Consider the following 17187-nt stretch of genomic DNA (forward strand, 5'->3'; position numbering starts at 1 on the left):
TACTAGCGGTGCTGACGGGACGTCACTTGACGTTGACGCCGGTCCAGGCGGCCGCCACCGCGTTGTACTCGGCGCTGCCGGTGCCGTAGAGGTCCGCCGCCGCCTTGAGGGTGCCGGTGCGGGCGCCCGCGTAGTTGGTGGTGGAGGTCCAGTACACGGTCAGCGCGCGGTACCAGATGGCCGCGGCCTTGGTCCGGCCGATGCCGGTCAGGGTCGAGCCGTTGGCGGTCGGGCTGTTGTAGCTGACGCCGTTGACGGTCTTGGCGCCGCTGCCCTCGGAGAGCAGGTAGAAGAAGTGGTTGGCCACGCCCGAGGAGTAGTGGACGTCCAGGTTGCCGACGCCGGAGGACCAGTAGTCGGCCGAGCCGCCGTCCTTGGAGGGCTTGTCCATGTAACGGAGCGGGGTGCCGTCACCGTTGATGTTGATCAGCTCGCCGATCAGGTAGTCGCCCTTGTCGGCGGCGATGTTCGCGGTGAACTCGACCATGGTGCCGAAGATGTCCGAGGTGGCCTCGTTCAGGCCGCCGGACTCGCCCGCGTAGTTGAGGCCCGCGGTGTTGGAGGTGACGCCGTGGGTCATCTCGTGGCCGGCCACGTCCAGCTCGGTGAGCGGGTGGGTGTTGGAGGCGCCGTCGCCGTAGGTCATGCAGAAGCAGCCGTCGTCCCAGAACGCGTTGACGTAGTTGCGGCCGTAGTGCACGCGGCTGTAGGCGCCGACGCCGTCGTTGCGGATGCCGAGGCGGCCGAACGAGTTCTTGTAGTAGTCCCAGGTGGCCGCGGCGCCGAACTGGGCGTCCACGGCGGCGGACTGGGCGCTGGAGACGGTGCCGGTGCCCCAGACGTTGTCCGCGTCGGTCAGCAGGGTGCCGTTGCCCGAGGTCTTGTTGTTGAGCGTGGTGGTGTACATGTTGCCGCGGCTCGGGTCCTTCAGCTGGTACGTCGAGCCGGAGGTGTTGGTGGTCAGGGTGACCGAGCCGACGAAGACGCCCTTGCCCGAGCCGGTGGCCGCGGCGGCCAGGTACTGCTCGTGGGTGGAGAGCACCTCGCCGGTGGCGGCGTCGGTGACCAGCTTCTGCGCGGACGGGATGTCGTTCTCGCGCACGCCCTCGACCACGGTCTCGTAGGCGAGGCGCGGGGTGCCCGAGGTGGCCCAGACGATCAGCTTGGCGGCGGAGGTGCCGGTGACCTGCTTGATCGGGGCCTCGTCCTTGTCCACCGTCAGGCCGACGGTGGCCTGCACGGCGCCCTTGGCCTGCTTGGCGGCGTTGTCGGCCGGGACGGCCGGGGTCAGGCTGGGCAGCGCGATGGCGGCCTCGGTGGCCTTGTCCACGGAGAGGACCTTGCCCTTGGCGCTCAGGTGGGCGACCAGGTCGCCACCGAGCACCGACAGGCCGGCGTAGGTGCGCTCGAAGCGCAGGTGCCGGGCACCGTCGGCGTCCACCACGGCGTCCTTGGCGACCAGGGTCTCGTCCTTGCCCAGGCCGAGGGCCTTGGCGACGGCCGGCGCGTACGACTGGGCCAGCGCCTTGAGCTCGGCGCGCTGGGCGGTGACGGCGCCCTTGCTGCTCGCCGGAACGGGGGCGGCCTGCGCGACGGCGCTGACCTGGATGGCACTGGCGAGGATCACCGAGGCGGAGAGAGCGGCTCCGACAGTCAGCGTGCGCTTCATGTGCGGGTTCCTTCCGAAGTTCAACCGCGTGTGCGCGGTCGCACCTCGCTCCGGGGCGCCGGGGTTGGCGGCCTGTGGGGCGGAACGGGTGCTGACGTGCTGCTCCGTGCGGTCACGCGGCACGGCCGGATGTGGTGGGGCGGCCGTGCCGTACGGGGCTGGCGAGAAGCATGACTAATGCAGGTGCTGAAATGACAGGTCTCAGTCGAGAGTTGGCCAGCACCCGCCAGTTCCGCACGCTCCGTGATGGCCGGATCGACGCCCTGACATGACGGACATGTCGGTCAAATAGGGGCAGCGGTACGGAGTTTCGACCCGAACGGAAGCTGAACGGCCGTCGAAATCCGGCAACTGTCCAGACCAATCCCCGTGTTGCGGACACATTGCGGGTAATCGGGACTCTGGTACGTACCAGAAGTGCCAGTGGCGGGACTTCGCCACCGCGGGCATCTTGTCGCTTTGACGGTGTACCTGCTAAATGCCGGACGGCCGGCCCCCGGAGAGGGGGCCGGCCGTCGGAGTGCCGTTGAGGGGACGTCAGTTGACGCCCACCGCCGACCAGGCGGCGGCGACGGTCTTGTACTCGGTGCTGCTGGCCCCGTAGAGGGAGGAGGCCGCACTCAGGGTCGCGGTGCGGGCGCCCTTGTAGTTGGTGGTGGAGGTCATGTAGGTGGTCAACGCCTTGTACCAGATCGCGGCGGCCTTGGTCCGGCCGATGCCGACGATGGTGGAGCCGTTGGAGGTCGGGCTGTTGTAGCTGACGCCGTTGATCACCTTGGCGCCGCTGCCCTCGGCCAGCAGGAAGAAGAAGTGGTTGGCGACGCCCGAGGAGTAGTGGACGTCGATCGAGCCGATGCCCGAGTACCAGGTGTCCTTGGACTTGCCGTCCTGGGAGGGCTTGTCCATGTAGCGCAGCGGCTTGCCGTTGCCGAAGATGTTGATCTTCTCGCCGATCAGGTAGTCACCCGGGTCGACGGACAGGCCGGCGGACCACTCGACCATGGTGCCGAAGATGTCCGAGGTGGCCTCGTTCAGGCCGCCGGACTCGCCGGAGTAGACCAGGCCGGCCGTGTTGGAGGTGACGCCGTGGGTCATCTCGTGGCCGGAGACGTCGAGCGCGGTCAGCGGGTTGGTGTTGCCGGTGCCGTCGCCGTAGGTCATGCAGAAGCAGCTGTCGCTCCAGAACGCGTTGACGTACGCGTTGCCGTAGTGCACCCGGCTCAGCGCGCCGACGCCGTCGTTGCGGATGCCGAGGCGGTTGAAGCTGTTCTTGTAGTAGTCCCAGGTGGCCACCGCGCCGTACTGGGCGTCCACGGCGGCGGACTGCGCGTTGGAGGCCGAGCCGGTGCCCCAGACGTTGTCGGCGTCGGTGAACAGGGTGCCGTTGCCCGAGGTGCCGCCGGCCAGGCCGGAGGTCCGGGTGTTGCCCCGGGTCGGGTCCTTCAACTCGTAGGTGGAGCCGGTGTAGTTGGTGGTCAGGGTGACCGAGCCGACGTGCACGCCCTTGCCCGAGCCGGTGGCGGCGGCCGCCACGTACTGCTCGTGGGTGGAGAGCACCTCGCCGGTGGCGGCGTCGGTGATCAGCAGCTGGGCGGAGGGGATGCCGCCCTCGCGCACGCCCTCGACCACGGTCTCGTAGGCGAGGCGCGGGGCACCGGAGACGGCCCAGACCGTCAGCTTGGCGGCGGAGGTGCCGGTGACCGACTTCAGCGGGGCCTCGTCCGCGTCGATGGTCTGGCCGACGGTGGCCTGCACGGCGCCCTTGGCCTGCTTGGCGGCGCTGTCGGCCGCGACGGCCGGGGTCAGGCTGGGCAGCGCGATGGCCGATTCGGTGGCCTTGTCCACGGAGACGACCTTGCCCTTGGCGCTCAGGTGGGCGACCAGGTCACCGCCGTGCACGGCGAGGCCGGCGTAGGTCCGGTCGAAGCGCAGGTGCTTGCTGCCGTCGGCCTCCAGCACGGCGTCCTTGGCGACCAGCGCCTCCGAGGAGCCGAGGCCCAGCGCCTTGGCCACCACGGGGGCGTACGACTGGGCCAGTGCCTTGAGTTCGGCGCGCTGGAGGGTCGAACCCTTGCTGCTCACGGAGACCGGCGCGGCCTGGGCGACGGCGCTGACCTGGATGGCACTGGCGAGGATCGCGGTGGCGGAGAGAGCGGCGCCGACCGTCAGCATTCGCTTCACGTACGGGTTCCTTCCGTGGGGGCCGACCGCGGTCGCGGTCGCGGGCGGCACCGGCCATGAGGGTGGGGTGGCGGTGCCGTACGGGATGGCCAGAAGCATGACAATCCATCAGGTGAAATGACAGGTCTTCGCCGGGTATTGGCCGGGTCCCGCCAGTGCGCCCCCGCCGTGCGGTGGCCGGATCGCTGCGCCGGGCACAAGGGGCATAGCGGGACGGAACCTCCGTGCTCGCGGGCAGAGCCGCGACGCGGCCCGCCACCGGGCCGTGAGAATCGGCAACTCCCGTTCCCCTGCCGGTAGTTGCTCACCGTAGCGATCGGCTGCACGCTCGGTGGCGATCCGGCGGCCCCGCTGGCGGGACCCCGCCAGGTGTGACCCTTGTCCACCATCGTGGACAGCCGCTACCCAAGGGCCGACTCGCGGGTACGGTGGGGCGATGCCCAAGCCGCTAGCTCTCGACTTCGACCCGATCGCCCGCGCCGAGGCGCACTGGACCGACCGGTGGGGCGGTGCGCCCGCGATGCCGGCGATCACCTCGGTGATGCGGGCCCACCAGATCCTGCTCGGCCGGGTGGACGCGGTGGTCAAGCCGTACGGGCTGACCTTCGCCCGGTACGAGGCACTGGTGCTGCTGACCTTCAGCCGGACCGGCGAACTCTCGCTCTCCAAGATCGGCGAGCGGCTGATGGTCCATCCGACCAGCGTGACCAACACCGTGGACCGGCTGGAGCGGGCCGGCCTGGTGGCCCGCCGCCCCAATCCGCTGGACGGCCGCGGCGTGCTGGCCTCGATCACCGACCGGGGCCGCGAGGTGGTCGAGCAGGCCACCCGGGAGCTGATGGCGATGGACTTCGGCCTGGAGGGCTACAGCGAGGAGCAGTGCCGGAAGATCTTCGAGGTGCTGCTCCCGCTGCGGGTCGCGGCCGGCGACTTCCAGGGCTGAGCGCCCGGGCCGACCCCCGCGGATCGGTGCCCGTGAGGGCGGCTACCCTCGATGCCATGAAGCAGAGTGTGCTGACCCGCTACCGGGCCCTGGCCTACGTCACCGGCGTCCTCCTGATCCTGCTGACCCTCGGCATGGTCGGGAAGTACGCGCTGGACAGCTCCGCCGCGGCCTCGTTCACCTCGGTGGTCAGCATCGCGCACGGGTGGCTCTACGTGGTCTACCTGGTGTTCGCCTTCGACCTGGGCTCCAAGGCCAAGTGGCCGATGGGCAAGCTGGCCTGGGTGCTGCTGGCCGGGACCATCCCGACCGCCGCCTTCTTCGTCGAGCGCAAGGTCTCGCGCGAGATCGCCCCGCTGATCGTGACCGAGCAGCCCGCGCAGGCCTGACCCGACACAGCCCGGCCCCGCTCATCGGCAGCCATCGACATTTACTAGGACGTCCGAGTAAATTGTCGGGACAAGCCGAAGCTGTGCCCTGCCCCACAAGGGCGGCGGCCGTGAGTTGAGTGGAGTCCTGACGTGGACGCCGAGGACATCGAGGCAGGCCGGCAGCGCTGGCAGCAGCGCTACGACAAGGCCCGGAAGCGGGACGCGGACTTCACCACGCTCAGCGGTGACCAGGTCGAGCCGGTCTACGGCCCGGCCCCCGGCCAGCCCGTGGAGGGCTTCGAGCGGATCGGCTGGCCGGGCGAGTACCCGTTCACCCGTGGCCTGCACGCCACCGGCTACCGCGGCCGCACCTGGACGATCCGTCAGTTCGCCGGCTTCGGGAACGCGCAGCAGACCAACGAGCGCTACCGGATGATCCTGGAGGCCGGCGGCGGCGGGCTCTCGGTCGCCTTCGACATGCCGACCCTGATGGGCTACGACTCCGACGACGCCAAGTCGCTCGGCGAGGTCGGCCACTGCGGCGTGGCGATCGACTCGGCCGCCGACATGGAGGTGCTGTTCGACGGCATCCCGCTCGGCGACGTCACCACCTCGATGACCATCAGCGGCCCGGCCGTGCCGGTCTTCTGCATGTACCTGGTGGCGGCCGAGCGCCAGGGCGTCGACCCCTCGGTGCTCAACGGCACGCTGCAGACCGACATCTTCAAGGAGTACATCGCCCAGAAGGAGTGGCTCTTCGCGCCCGAGCCGCACCTGCGCCTGATCGGCGACCTGATGGAGTACTGCGCCACCGGCATCCCGGCCTACAAGCCGCTCTCGGTCTCCGGCTACCACATCCGCGAGGCCGGGGCGACGGCGGCGCAGGAGCTCGCCTACACCCTGGCCGACGGCTTCGGCTACGTCGAGCTCGGCCTCTCCCGGGGCCTGGACGTGGACGTCTTCGCCCCCGGCCTGTCGTTCTTCTTCGACGCGCACCTGGACTTCTTCGAGGAGATCGCCAAGTTCCGCGCCGCGCGCCGGATCTGGGCCCGGTGGATGCGCGACCGCTACGGCGCGAAGACCGAGAAGGCGCAGTGGCTGCGCTTCCACACCCAGACGGCGGGCGTCTCGCTGACCGCCCAGCAGCCGTACAACAACGTGGTGCGCACCGCCGTCGAGGCGCTCTCCGCCGTGCTCGGCGGCACCCAGTCGCTGCACACCAACGCGCTGGACGAGACGCTGGCGCTGCCCAGCGAGCAGGCCGCCGAGATCGCGCTGCGCACCCAGCAGGTGCTGATGGAGGAGACCGGCGTCGCCAACGTGGCCGACCCGCTGGGCGGTTCCTGGTACGTCGAGGCGCTGACCGACCGGATCGAGGCGCAGGCGGAGGAGATCTTCCAGCGCATCCTGGACAAGGGGACGGCCGACCACCCGATCGGGCCGATCACCTCCGGCATCCTGCGCGGCATCGAGGACGGCTGGTTCACCGGCGAGATCGCCGAGGCCGCCTTCCAGTACCAGCAGTCGCTGGAGAAGGGCGACAAGCGCGTGGTCGGCGTCAACTGCCACCCGCGCAGCGTCACCCCCGAGCTGGAGATCCTCCGGGTCAGCCACGAGGTCGAGCGCGAGCAGGTCCGGGTGCTCGGCGCCCGCAAGGACGCGCGTGACGAGGCCGCGGTGCGGGCCGGGCTGGACGCCATGCTGGCGGCCGCCCGTTCCGGGGAGAACATGATCCCGCCGATGCTCGACGCGATCCGGGCCGAGGCCACCCTGGGCGAGATCTGCAACGCGCTGCGCGGCGAGTGGGGCATCTACCAGGAGACCGCGCGGTTCTGACGGACCCTCATCCGGGCCCCCGGCGGCCGAGGCGCACGCGGAAGAGCGCGCCGCCGCCGGGGGCCCGCTCCGCGTCCAGCTCCAGGCCGTGGGCCCGGGCGATCTGCCGGGCCATCGCCAGGCCGAGGCCCGAGCCGGGCAGGGCGCGGGCGGACGGGGCCCGGTAGAAGCGGTCGAAGACGTGCGGGAGGTCCTCCGGGGAGATCCCCGGGCCGTGGTCCCGCACCGTCAACTCCCGCTCGGTGAGCGTCACTTCGACCGGTCCGCCGGGCGGGCTGAACTTGGCCGCGTTGTCCAGCAGGTTCCCCGCCAGCCGCACCAGCCGGGCCGGGACGCCCGGGATCGTCACGTCGGCGGCCAGGGCGGCCTCGAAGCGCACCGCGGGCCAGTGGCCCCGGGCGGTCTCCACGCAGTGCGCCACCAGCAGGTCGAGGCGGACGGTCTCCACCAGGGCCTGCGGTTCCTCGTCCCTGGCCAGCTCGATCAGGTCGTTCACCAGCCCGGTCACCTCCCGCAGCTGCCGCTGCAGCCCGGCGGCCGCCCGCTCCCGCTGCTCGGGCGTCAACCGCTCGACCCGGCCCAGCAGTTCGGCGTTGGTGCGCAGTGCCGTGAGCGGGGTGCGCAGCTCGTGCGAGGCGTCCGCGACCAGCCGCCGCCGGGCCGTCACCGACTGCTCCAACTCGCCCAGCATGGTGTTGAACGCCCGGGCCAGCCGGGTGACTTCGTCCTCGCCGCGGCCCTCGGGCAGCTCGATCCGGACGGTGGCGTCCCGGGTGGCGGCGATCCGCTCGGCGGTCGAGGTCAGCCGGGCCACCGGGGCCAGCCCGGTCCGGGCCACCGCGTAGCCGAGCCCACCGGCCAGCAGCACCCCGGCCCCGGCCACCGCCGCGAGCAGCTCCCCGGCCTGGCGCACGCCCTGCTCCACCGTGTCCGAGCGCAGCGCCACCTGGACGGCCCGGCCCGGCTCGGCCTCGTAGGGCGTGGTGAGCATCCGCGCCGGGTGCCCGTCCACGGTGACGGCGGTGAAGTACGCCGCCCGCCGCCCCGCCGCCACCTGCCGGGTCGCCCCGGTGACCGGCAGCAGCCAGGGCGCCGACGGGTCCCGGCCCGGGTCGGCCGGGACGATCTGGGTGCAGGGCGGGGCGGCCAGGTAGCCGCACTCGCCGTGCAGCACCTGCGGGGGCTGCCCGCGCTGCTGCTGCTTCACCAGGGTGGCGTGCTGGGTGAGCGTCAGGTCCAGTTGGTGCACCAGCTCGTAGCGGATCACCACGAAGGCGGCGGCGCACACGCCCAGCGCGACCAGGGCCACCGCCGCCGAGGTGGCCAGCGCCAGCCGGGTGCGCAGCGGGCGGCGGCTGCGCCAGCGGGCGTGCTCGCTCATGTGTCACCGAGGCGGTAGCCGACCCCGTGGACGGTGTGCACGAGTCTCGGCTCGCCGCCCGCCTCCAGCTTCCGGCGCAGGTAACCGACGTACACCGCCAGGGAGTTGGAATCCGGCCCGAAGTCCGCGCCCCAGACCCGCTCCATCACCAGCTCGCGCGGCAGGGCCTGGCCCGGGTGGAGCAGCAGCAGCTCCAGCAGGGCCGACTCGGTGCGGGTGAACTCCAGCGGCCGCCCCCCGCGCCGGCCGGTCCGGCTCACCGGATCCAGTGCCAGGTCGCCGTGGGTCAGCGCCCCGTCCGTCGCCTCCGGGGCGGCCCGGCGCAGCAGCGCGCGCAGCCGGGCGGTCAGCTCGTCGAGCGCGAAGGGCTTGGCCAGGTAGTCGTCGGCGCCCGCGTCCAGCCCGTCCACCCGGTCGCTGACCGAGTCCTTCGCGGTGAGCACCAGGATCGGCGTCCGGTCGCCGAGGGCGCGCAGCCGCCGGCAGACCGCCAGGCCGTCCAGCCCGGGCATCATCACGTCCAGCACCAGCGCGTCCGGCTCCCAGCCGCCCAGCTCGGCCAGGGCGGCCAGGCCGTCCGGTGCGCCCCGGGTGGTGTACCCGGCCACCGCGAGACCGTCCTCGACGGCGGCCCGCACCTCCGGGTCGTCGTCCACCACCAGGATCCTCGGGCTGCTGCTCATGGGGACAAGCATGGCAAACCGGGCTATTAGAACTCTCTTACGACGCCCCGTCAGGCTCCTCGGCCATGACAGAACAGAGCTTGTCGGTGGTGATCGGAGCGGGCGGCACGGGTGGCCACATCTACCCGGGCCTGGCGCTCGCCGAGGCGCTGCGCCGGGCCAGGCCGGAGGCGGAGATCTCCTTCGTCGGCACCGAGCGCGGCCTGGAGACCACCCTGATCCCCGCCGCCGGGTACCGGCTGCACACGGTGGACATGATCCCCTTCGACGCCTCGCTCGGACTGCGCCGCTACCTGCTCCCGGCCGCTCTGCTGCGCTCCGGCGCGCAGTGCCGGGAGATCCTGCGCGCCCAGGGCGCGCAGATCGCGGTGGGCATGGGCGGCTACCCGAGTGCGCCGGTGATCCTCGGGGCCCGGATGGCCGGACTGCCCAGCGTGGTGCACGAGTCCAACGCCGTGCCCGGCCGGGCCAACCGCTTCGCCGCCCGGCTCACCCCGCACCTGGCCCTGGCCTTCGACCGCACCCGGGCCCACCTGCCGGCCGGGGTGGAGGCGGAGACCGTGGGCATGCCGATGGTCTCCGCGGTGGCCGGGATGGACCGGGCCGCGCTGCGACCGGAGGCGCGGGCCCGGCTCGGCGTGCCGCCCGGTGCCCGGTTGGTGGTCTTCAACGGCGGCAGCCTCGGCGCGGCCCGGCTCACCGAGGCGGCGCTCGGCCTGGCCGAGCTCTGGCGCGGCCGGGACGACGTCCGACTGCTCGTCAAGACCGGCCCGGCGGCGCTGGCCCGGGCCCGTTCGAGCCTGGCGGGGAACCCGGTCGCGGAGGCCGTCCCGTACCTGGACCGGATGGACCTCGCCTACGCCGCCGCCGACCTGGTGGTCTGCCGGGCCGGCTCGGCCACCGTGGCGGAGCTGGCCGGCACCGGCGTCCCGGCCGTGCTGGTGCCCTACCCGCACGCTCCGCACGACCACCAGACCCACAACGCCCGGGTGCTCACCGCCGCCGGGGCCGGCCTGCTGCTGCCCGACGCCGAGTGCACCGCCGGGCGGCTGGCCGAGCTGGCCGGCCCGCTGCTGGCCGATCCGGCCCGGCTGGCCGCGATGGGCCGGGCCGCCGACCCGGGGACGCACGCCGAGGCGGCGGACCTGCTGGCGGCCAAGGTGCTGCGGACCGTCCGCGGACACCACCGAGACCTGAGGAGGGTCGCATGAACGACTGGACGGACTGGACCGGACGGCGTGTGCTGGTCACCGGCGCCGAGGGCTTCATCGGCTCGACGCTGGTCGACCTGCTGGTGGCGCGCGGTGCGTCGGTGCGGGCGCTGGTGCACTACAAGCCGTACGCCGAACGCGGCTACCTGGCGCGCCACCTGAGCGGTGGTCAGGTGGAGATGCTCGCCGGGGACGTCCGCGACCCGGGGCGGGTGCAGGACGTGGTGGCGGGCTGCGACACCGTCTTCCACCTGGCCGCGCTGATCGGCATCCCGTACAGCTACCAGGCGCCCGAGGCGTACGTGCAGACCAACGTGGTCGGCACCCAGAACGTCGCGGCGGCCTGCCTGCGGCACGGGGCCCGGCTGGTGCACACCTCCACCAGCGAGGTGTACGGCACGGCGCGGACGGTGCCGATCACCGAGGAGCACCCGCTGCAGCCGCAGTCGCCGTACTCCGCCTCGAAGATCGGCGCCGACATGGCGGCGCTCGCGCACTGGCACTCCTTCGAGCTGCCGGTGGTGGTGGTCCGGCCGTTCAACACCTACGGTCCGCGGCAGTCCGCCCGGGCGGTGATCCCCACCATCCTGGCCCAGCTCCACTCCGGCGCGCGGCAGATCAGGCTCGGCTCGACCACCCCGACCCGGGACTTCACCTTCGCCACCGACACCGCGGAGGGCTTCCTGGCGGCGGCGCGGTCCGAGGCGGCGCTGGGCCGGGTGCTCAACCTCGGCACCGGTCGGGAGATCTCCATCGGCGACCTCGCCCACCGGCTGATCGCCGCCTCGGGCCGCGAGGCCGAGGTGGTCACCGATCCGGGCCGGCTGCGGCCGGGCGGCAGCGAGGTCGAGCGGCTGCTCTCCGACAACCGCCTGGCCCGCGAACTCACCGGCTGGCAGCCCCGGGTGACCCTCGACCAAGGTCTGCGGGAGACCTCCGCCTGGGTCGCCGCCCACCTCGACGCCTTCGCCCCGGGCCGCTACCAGGTCTGACCCGCCGCCGGGCCGAGCCGTTTCCGGGCCGAGCCGCCGTCACGTCCGAGCCGCCGTCAGCAGGGCGGCCGCCGGGGCGCGGTCGCTCAGCCCAGCCGGGAGTCCAGCGCGCGCTGCCCGCGCCGGATCCACCGCAGCGGCCAGCGCGCAAGCACGTAGAGGCAGGCGGCCCAGCCGAGGGCGTGCACCGCCCAGACGCCGGCCATCGTCGGCCCGCCCCAGGCCTGGTGGTAGTCGGTGTCCCCGTACCAGAGCGGGTACCCGAAGTTCCGCACGGTGTTGAAGACCGCGTAGGCGACCAGGACCAGGGCCGTCAGGTCCAGCGGCAGCCCGAGCACGCTCCGCGCCAGGGGCCGGCCGGCTCCCCGCCCGGCCCGGGCGGTCCGGAGCAGCCCGGTGGGCAGCGCGAGGCCGGCCCGGAGGGCGTCGGTGGCGAGGTGGCGGGGGTGGGCGAGGGTCGTGGACGGCATCGTGGGCACCTTCTCGGTCGGTCCGGCTGACGGGCCCCACCCTGCCCGGCGACCACCTGACCCGTCGTCATACCGGGGAGCCGACCGCGGGGTCGTACCACGGTATGACCGGCGGCCCGGGTGCCCCGGGCGTCCTCGGCGCCGCCGCCTCAGCCGCCCAGCAGGCCCGGGAGGGGGTTGAGGAGCAGGGTGGTGAAGCGGTGCACCCAGTCCGGGGTGACGGGTTCGCCGCTGACCAGCATGCGGTGTTCGACGGTGCCGGCGATGGTGTCGAAGATGATGGCGATCTCCTCGCAGGCGGTGGCCTCGTCCAGGTCCGGTCCGAGTTCGCCGCGGCGCTGGGCGTTGAGCCGGCCCTGCTGGACCAGGTGCTTCTGCGGGTCGACGATCCGCTCGCGGATGCGCCGCCGCAGCAGCGGGTCGCGGGTGCCCTCGGCGAACAGGGCGAGCAGGGCGGCCTGGGTCTCGGGGCGGGCGAGGAGCTCGGCGAAGCGGAAGACCACCGCCTCGATGTCGGCCCGCAGGCTGCCGAGGTCGGCGACCTCCAGGTCGTCGAAGAGGCTGGCGACGGCGTCGACCACCAGTTCGTTCTTGGAGGGCCAGCGCCGGTAGAGGGTGGTCTTGGCGACGCCGGCCCGGGCCGCCACGTGGCCCATGGTGAGCCCGCCCCAGCCGAGCTCGGCGAGGGCGGCCCTGGTCGCGTCGAGGATGGCGGTGTCGGCGGCGGCGCTGCGCGGCCGCCCCTTGCCGCGCGGGTGCGCGGGAGCGGGGGCGAGGGCCGGAGCGTTGTCCGCGGTGAGGGCCGCGTCCGGTTCCGGGGCGGGCTGCCGGGTGGTGGGGGCCACCGAGCCTCCTACGGTTTACCTGCAAGTAACTTGGCCTGCACACGGTAGCGACAGACTGGCCGGAGCGGCATCCGCAGGCCGGGGGAAAGTGGGGCAGCTCACGTCCCCACCGGCCCGGAAGGGCTTGCGGCACCGGCCCGGTGAGCAGATACGCTACGACTCGTAGCGAATAGAGCGACAACCACGCGTCCGGCCCAGGGATCGGGCGGACGCGGGGCGCGGGTGGGGATCCGCGCCGGCCCTCCTTCGACTACGCCGGGAGGCGACTCCCGCCGACGCCGGGGGGACCGCCCGGCGGTGCCGGGCGACCGGCAGTTCCACCGGGCCTTTTCCCGGCGGTTGGCACACGTCGGGGGCGCGGACGGGGGAGGATGGTGCCATGCAGTCACCGAATTCGCGTCTCAACAGCTCCGCCCTGCGTGGTGCGGTCGACCTCGCCGCAGTGAAGGCGGCCGGTGAGGCCGCCCAGAAGGCCGAGCAGGTCCGGGCCGAGCGGGCCCGCCAAGCGGCGGCCGGGGGTGCGGACGACTCCGCCTCCGCCTCCGCCGCCTACCCGCTGGTCATCGACGTCAGCGAGGACACCTTCGAGGCCGAGGTGGTGCAGCGCTCCGCCGAGGTCCCGGTGGTGGTGGACTTCTGGGCCGAGTGGTGCGGGCCGTGCAAGCAGCTCAGCCCGATCCTGGAGCGCCTGGCCGAGGAGTACGCCGGCCGGATCGTGCTCGCCAAGATCGACGTCGACGCCAACCAGCTGATCGCCCAGCAGTTCGGCATCCAGGGCATCCCGGCCGTGATGGCCGTGGTGGCGGGCCAGTTGGTGCCGCTCTTCCAGGGCGCCGAGAACGAGGCCAACGTCCGCAAGGTTCTGGACCAGCTGATCGCCGTCGCCGAGCAGCGCTTCGGCATCGTCGGCGGCGCGGTCTCCGCGGACGGCGCCCCCGTCGCGCCGGTCCGCCCGGAGGACCCGGCGCTGTCCGCCGCGCACGACGCGCTGGACCGCGGTGATCTGGGCGGCGCGATCCAGGCGTACAAGAACGTGCTGACCGACCAGCCGGGGAACACCGAGGCCAAGCTCGGCCTGGCACAGGCCGAACTCCTGCACCGGGTCGAGAAGTTGGACCCGCAGGTGGTCCGCACGGCGGCCGCCGCCGGCCCCAAGGACGTGGCGGCCCAGCTGGACGCGGCCGACCTGGACCTGGTCGGCGGTCACGTCGAGGACGCCTTCGGGCGTCTGGTGGACACCGTGGGCCGCACCTTCGGCGAGGACCGGGACACCGCCCGGCTCCGGCTGCTGGAGCTGTTCGAGGTGATCGGCGCCGAGGACGAGAGGGTCGTCAGGGCGCGTACCGCGCTGGCCCGGGTGCTGTTCTGAGCACGACCCTGGCACGGCGTGTGACCTGCGGTGCCGTGGGAGATTTGGCGACATTGCGCAGGAATCCACAGGCGTTTATCAAATCTTGACCACACCCCCCACTCGTCACCTCCGGTGACGATGGGGGGTGTTTCGTCCCTGTTTCCACTGGATGAAGCCCCCGGTCGGGCGGGCTGGTGTCACTGTCCGTGATGGTGCCTTGGATTCCATGATCAACGGGTGCTGATGTTGGATTACCCGTCAGTAACGCACCTCTTGTACTTCGCCTGGGATTCAAGCACGATCGGCGACGCCCGGTCCTCTCTCCAGAGGTCCCCGCCGGGCCGCCGCCGGTCCCCGCCGGCGGTCGGAGGGCAGGGGGGTATCCGCAGATCCCACACGCGGTTCCTGTCCTTCTTCGGCTGCACATCCGTGCGGTCGTTGGTTGTCGCCGCTACCGAGGACGCAGCTCTCTCCCATCCCAGGTCGGCGCCGGGCACGGGTGGCCCGGCACGGCCAGGAGATGTGCGTCCCAGAAGGAGGACACGCATGTCCCAGACTTTCGGCAAGACCCGCTGGAAGCGCTTCGCGCTCGTGATGGTCCCCAGCATCGCGGCCACCGCCGCGATCGGCGTGGGCATCGCCAACAGTGCCCTCGCGGCCTCGTTCGCCGTCTCCGGGCAGCGCTTCAAGGTCACCGTCGACGAGCTGAACGGTGAGAAGTTCGCCCAGTTCGGTTCCTTCGACGCCGAGGTCAACGGCAAGGTCCACCCGGTCGCCATCTCGGCGTTCGACAAGGCCCGCCTCAAGAACATGTGCCAGTCGGTGGTCACCACCCCGAGCCTGCTCGGTCTGAAGCTGCCCGAGGTCACCATGCGCCTCGAGGCCGGCAACAGCGACGACGTGAACCGTCAGGTCGAGGCCGAGAACCTGCTGATCGACCTGGACAGCCTGCGTGGTGACGCGGAGTTCGGGAACATCAACATCGGCCAGGACGCCTCCACCCTCGACGGCACCGCCACCAAGGACTGGAAGAGCGCGCTCGGCACCGGCAAGCCGGCCGGCGCGATCGGCTTCTCGCAGGCCGCCAAGACCGCCAAGCTCACCAACGTGAAGCAGACCGCCTACGCCACCTCGGCCGGCACCTTCAAGCTTCGCGGCCTGTCGCTCGACCTGTTCCTGGGCAGCAACGGCAAGGGCAAGGAGTGCTTCTACGAGGAGCCGAAGACCGGTTCCGTGCTGGACCCGAACGCGGCCGCGCAGTAGTCGGACGGACCGTCGCACGACGGTCCACCAGGCCGGGGCCGGCCTTCGCCGACCCCGGCCGCACCATCTCGCTCTTCCACCTCGTAGATCCCGTCGAGGAGTTGCATCGTGTCCAGCGCAACTGCCCAGTCCTGGCCGGAGGCCGGGAGCCCGTTCAACCGTGCACGGACCGGGTTCCGCAACTGGCGCCGCTCCAGGCCCTTCTGGGGCGGTCTGCTGGCCATGATCGCCGGTGTGCCGATCCTGTACCTGCCGTACCACAGCCTCAACCTCAACGGGATGACGGTGCAGATGGCCACCACGGCCGGCGCCGGCTCGCTGGTCATCGGCCTGCTGATGATCGCGCTCGGCCTCACCGGCTGGTTCCAGCCGGTCGTCCGGGTGTTCGCCGGGGTCGCCACCACCATCCTCGCGCTGGTCTCCATCCCGATGTCCAACCTGGGCGGCTTCGGGCTCGGCCTGATCCTCGGCCTGGTGGCCGGCGGCCTGCTGGTCTCCTGGGCGCCGAACGAGGCCGAACCGCCGGTGATCGGCGCCGAGTTCACGGAGTACCCGGCCGACGGGCAGCAGGTCGCGCAGTTCCAGGCCGCTCCCGGGCAGACCGACCAGACCGACCAGGCCGCGCAGACCGAGGCGCTCCCCGTCCAGCGCACCGCCGAGGAGCAGCCGGCGCAGCCCGAGCAGGGGGAGCAGCGGTGACCGACGCAGTCGAGCCGGGCGCGGCCAAGGTGCCCGGCCCCCGGCACGCCGCGCCACGCCGCACCGGGCGGCTGCGGGGCCGCGCGTTCGCGCTGGCCGCGGTGCCGACCGCGCTGCTGATGGGCGCGATCCCGACCCTGGCGCAGGCCGAGCCGAAGACCTCCTGCGGTGCGGCCACCGCGCCGGACGCCATCCTGGAGGAGACCCCGGTCCCGAAGAGCGAGCTGACCCCGCTCCCCGGCCCGGGTCTGCCCAGCACGGTGCCCTCCGCGCCCGCGAGCCCGTCGGCCCCGTCCGCTCCGTCCACTCCGTCCGCCTCGCCGACCGCGGCGAGCCTCACGGGCGGCGGACGGACCGTCAGCAACGCGGTCGCGCTGGGCGGTTCCGGCACCGCGAAGGTGTCCCAGGCCGGGCTGATCGACGACCTGCTCGGCGTCTTCACGCCGAAGTCGCCGAGCCCGACCCCGACCCCGGCGCAGCCCCCGAAGCCGGCCCAGGCCACGCCGACCCCGGCGACCGGCCCGGGTCAGCCGGCCACGCCGACCCCGACCGCCGGGACGCCGCAGTCGCGCACCGGCACGAGCGCGGCCCCGCAGTCCCCGGCCGCGCAGCCCTCCTCGGCCCCCTCGGCCAAGGCGGCGGCGAGCCCGTCCGCGAAGTCCGCCGAGAAGGCCAAGCCCGGTGCCGCGCCGAGCGGTTCGGCGAGCCCCTCGGCCGACCCCAACTGCGCGGTGGACACCCGTTCGGCGAAGGCGCTGGCGGCCGGCCCCGGGCACGTGGTGCCGGAGCAGAACTGGACGCTGCGCTCCACCCTGCTGGCCCTGCACGGCTCGGTCTTCAACGGCGTCTACGACGTCCGGACGCCGACCGGCACCAAGCGGGTGCTCAAGTTCACCACCGCCTCCGTGGACATCGAGAACCTCGACATGTCGACGATCGAGGTGCCGGGCTACACCTTCCACGTGAAGGGCGGGCCGGGGACCACCTCGACGATGCGCCAGGGCCCGATCACCATGTACGTGGAGAGCCTGTCCGGCCACCTCACCGAGGTGATCGGCCTGCCGATCCCGATCGACCTGGGCGAGATCACCCTCACTCCGGACACCCTGCCGCGCTGGCTCTGGGACATGCTCAGCACCGTCCCGATCCCGCTGGACCTCAAGCTGAAGGACGCCAAGGCCGTGCAGGCCGGGCAGTTCGGCGGCACGCTGAAGATCCCCGGCATGCGGCTCTACAACGACCAGACGCCTTACTAGGACGCGAAGCGAACGGGCCGTCACCTCCGAGGAGGT

General features: G+C 72.5%; 15 protein-coding genes. 9 read left to right on the plus strand and 6 right to left on the minus strand.

What is annotated here, in order from left to right:
* Positions 1-22 precede the first annotated feature (22 nt).
* Together ABD946_RS37150 and ABD946_RS37155 are read right to left on the minus strand one after the other, a co-directional pair.
* Complete coding sequence (locus ABD946_RS37150; protein ID WP_345290146.1) at positions 23-1669, minus strand: M4 family metallopeptidase; 1647 nt, start codon at positions 1667-1669, stop codon at positions 23-25.
* 537 nt (positions 1670-2206) lie between these two features.
* Positions 2207-3841: a M4 family metallopeptidase gene (locus ABD946_RS37155; protein WP_345290253.1), complete on the minus strand. Its 1635-nt coding sequence runs from the start codon at positions 3839-3841 to the stop codon at positions 2207-2209.
* 445 nt (positions 3842-4286) lie between these two features.
* On the opposite strand from ABD946_RS37155, the gene ABD946_RS37160 reads away from it, so the two are divergent.
* The 3 genes from ABD946_RS37160 (at position 4287) to icmA (ending at position 7000) form a co-directional block, all read left to right on the plus strand.
* A complete protein-coding gene (locus ABD946_RS37160; protein ID WP_345290148.1) occupies positions 4287-4793 on the plus strand; it encodes a MarR family transcriptional regulator in 507 nt (168 codons plus the stop codon).
* Positions 4794-4849: 56 nt separating this feature from the next.
* Positions 4850-5182, plus strand: a complete 333-nt coding sequence (locus ABD946_RS37165) for a DUF3817 domain-containing protein (protein WP_345290149.1) — start codon at positions 4850-4852, stop codon at positions 5180-5182.
* Between the two features lie 132 nt (positions 5183-5314).
* Entirely contained in the window at positions 5315-7000 is a 1686-nt protein-coding gene (gene icmA, locus ABD946_RS37170; RefSeq protein ID WP_345290150.1) for a coenzyme B12-dependent isobutyryl-CoA mutase large subunit, read from the plus strand.
* A gap of 7 nt (positions 7001-7007) precedes the next feature.
* Here the strand turns inward: icmA and ABD946_RS37175 are convergent, their stop codons facing one another.
* On the minus strand, positions 7008-8381 hold the full coding sequence (locus ABD946_RS37175; RefSeq protein ID WP_345290151.1) for a sensor histidine kinase: 1374 nt from the start codon (positions 8379-8381) through the stop codon (positions 7008-7010).
* The gene (locus tag ABD946_RS37180) at positions 8378-9064 is read right to left on the minus strand and encodes a response regulator transcription factor (RefSeq protein ID WP_345290153.1); all 687 of its coding nucleotides are present in this window, start codon (positions 9062-9064) and stop codon (positions 8378-8380) included. The genes ABD946_RS37175 and ABD946_RS37180 overlap by 4 nt, the downstream gene beginning before the upstream one ends.
* Positions 9065-9129: 65 nt before the next feature.
* Between ABD946_RS37180 and ABD946_RS37185 the strand changes: the two genes are divergently transcribed.
* Both ABD946_RS37185 and ABD946_RS37190 read left to right on the plus strand, forming a co-directional pair.
* Positions 9130-10275, plus strand: a complete 1146-nt coding sequence (locus ABD946_RS37185; protein ID WP_345290154.1) for a UDP-N-acetylglucosamine--N-acetylmuramyl-(pentapeptide) pyrophosphoryl-undecaprenol N-acetylglucosamine transferase — start codon at positions 9130-9132, stop codon at positions 10273-10275.
* Entirely contained in the window at positions 10272-11267 is a 996-nt protein-coding gene (locus tag ABD946_RS37190; protein WP_345290155.1) for an SDR family NAD(P)-dependent oxidoreductase, read from the plus strand. The genes ABD946_RS37185 and ABD946_RS37190 overlap by 4 nt, the downstream gene beginning before the upstream one ends.
* Before the next feature lie 86 nt (positions 11268-11353).
* Here ABD946_RS37190 and ABD946_RS37195 read toward each other — a convergent pair whose 3' ends face one another.
* Both ABD946_RS37195 and ABD946_RS37200 read right to left on the minus strand, forming a co-directional pair.
* Positions 11354-11737 (minus strand): hypothetical protein, encoded by a 384-nt coding sequence (locus tag ABD946_RS37195; RefSeq protein ID WP_345283605.1) that lies wholly within the window; start codon positions 11735-11737, stop codon positions 11354-11356.
* Between the two features lie 149 nt (positions 11738-11886).
* A complete protein-coding gene (locus ABD946_RS37200; protein WP_380150121.1) occupies positions 11887-12582 on the minus strand; it encodes a TetR/AcrR family transcriptional regulator in 696 nt (231 codons plus the stop codon).
* Positions 12583-12961: 379 nt separating this feature from the next.
* On the opposite strand from ABD946_RS37200, the gene trxA reads away from it, so the two are divergent.
* From trxA to ABD946_RS37220, 4 genes are all read left to right on the plus strand, one after another.
* Positions 12962-13951, plus strand: a complete 990-nt coding sequence (trxA, locus tag ABD946_RS37205; protein ID WP_345290156.1) for a thioredoxin — start codon at positions 12962-12964, stop codon at positions 13949-13951.
* A 528-nt stretch (positions 13952-14479) separates the two neighbouring features.
* A complete protein-coding gene (locus tag ABD946_RS37210; RefSeq protein WP_345290158.1) occupies positions 14480-15196 on the plus strand; it encodes a DUF6230 family protein in 717 nt (238 codons plus the stop codon).
* A gap of 108 nt (positions 15197-15304) precedes the next feature.
* Positions 15305-15895 carry a DUF6114 domain-containing protein gene (locus ABD946_RS37215; protein WP_345290159.1) on the plus strand — a complete coding sequence of 197 codons (591 nt, stop codon included), beginning with the start codon at positions 15305-15307 and terminating at the stop codon, positions 15893-15895.
* Entirely contained in the window at positions 15892-17151 is a 1260-nt protein-coding gene (locus tag ABD946_RS37220; protein ID WP_345290161.1) for a hypothetical protein, read from the plus strand. The genes ABD946_RS37215 and ABD946_RS37220 overlap by 4 nt, the downstream gene beginning before the upstream one ends.
* Positions 17152-17187 lie beyond the last annotated feature (36 nt).

Origin of the sequence: Kitasatospora albolonga, from assembly GCF_039535905.1 — a bacterium.
GTDB classification, from domain to species: Bacteria; Actinomycetota; Actinomycetes; order Streptomycetales; family Streptomycetaceae; genus Kitasatospora; species Kitasatospora albolonga.

What these genes read in the sequence shown, in the direction of transcription:
- ABD946_RS37165 (WP_345290149.1), top strand. Translation starts at nt 4,850, where the DNA reads ATGAAGCAGAGTGTGCTGACCCGCTACCGGGCCCTGGCCTACGTCACC.
- ABD946_RS37195 (WP_345283605.1), bottom strand. Translation starts at nt 11,737, where the DNA reads ATGCCGTCCACGACCCTCGCCCACCCCCGCCACCTCGCCACCGACGCC.
- ABD946_RS37190 (WP_345290155.1), top strand. Translation starts at nt 10,272, where the DNA reads ATGAACGACTGGACGGACTGGACCGGACGGCGTGTGCTGGTCACCGGC.
- ABD946_RS37175 (WP_345290151.1), bottom strand. Translation starts at nt 8,381, where the DNA reads ATGAGCGAGCACGCCCGCTGGCGCAGCCGCCGCCCGCTGCGCACCCGG.
- trxA (WP_345290156.1), top strand. Translation starts at nt 12,962, where the DNA reads ATGCAGTCACCGAATTCGCGTCTCAACAGCTCCGCCCTGCGTGGTGCG.
- ABD946_RS37155 (WP_345290253.1), bottom strand. Translation starts at nt 3,841, where the DNA reads ATGCTGACGGTCGGCGCCGCTCTCTCCGCCACCGCGATCCTCGCCAGT.
- ABD946_RS37160 (WP_345290148.1), top strand. Translation starts at nt 4,287, where the DNA reads ATGCCCAAGCCGCTAGCTCTCGACTTCGACCCGATCGCCCGCGCCGAG.
- ABD946_RS37185 (WP_345290154.1), top strand. Translation starts at nt 9,130, where the DNA reads ATGACAGAACAGAGCTTGTCGGTGGTGATCGGAGCGGGCGGCACGGGT.
- ABD946_RS37180 (WP_345290153.1), bottom strand. Translation starts at nt 9,064, where the DNA reads ATGAGCAGCAGCCCGAGGATCCTGGTGGTGGACGACGACCCGGAGGTG.
- ABD946_RS37150 (WP_345290146.1), bottom strand. Translation starts at nt 1,669, where the DNA reads ATGAAGCGCACGCTGACTGTCGGAGCCGCTCTCTCCGCCTCGGTGATC.
- ABD946_RS37210 (WP_345290158.1), top strand. Translation starts at nt 14,480, where the DNA reads ATGTCCCAGACTTTCGGCAAGACCCGCTGGAAGCGCTTCGCGCTCGTG.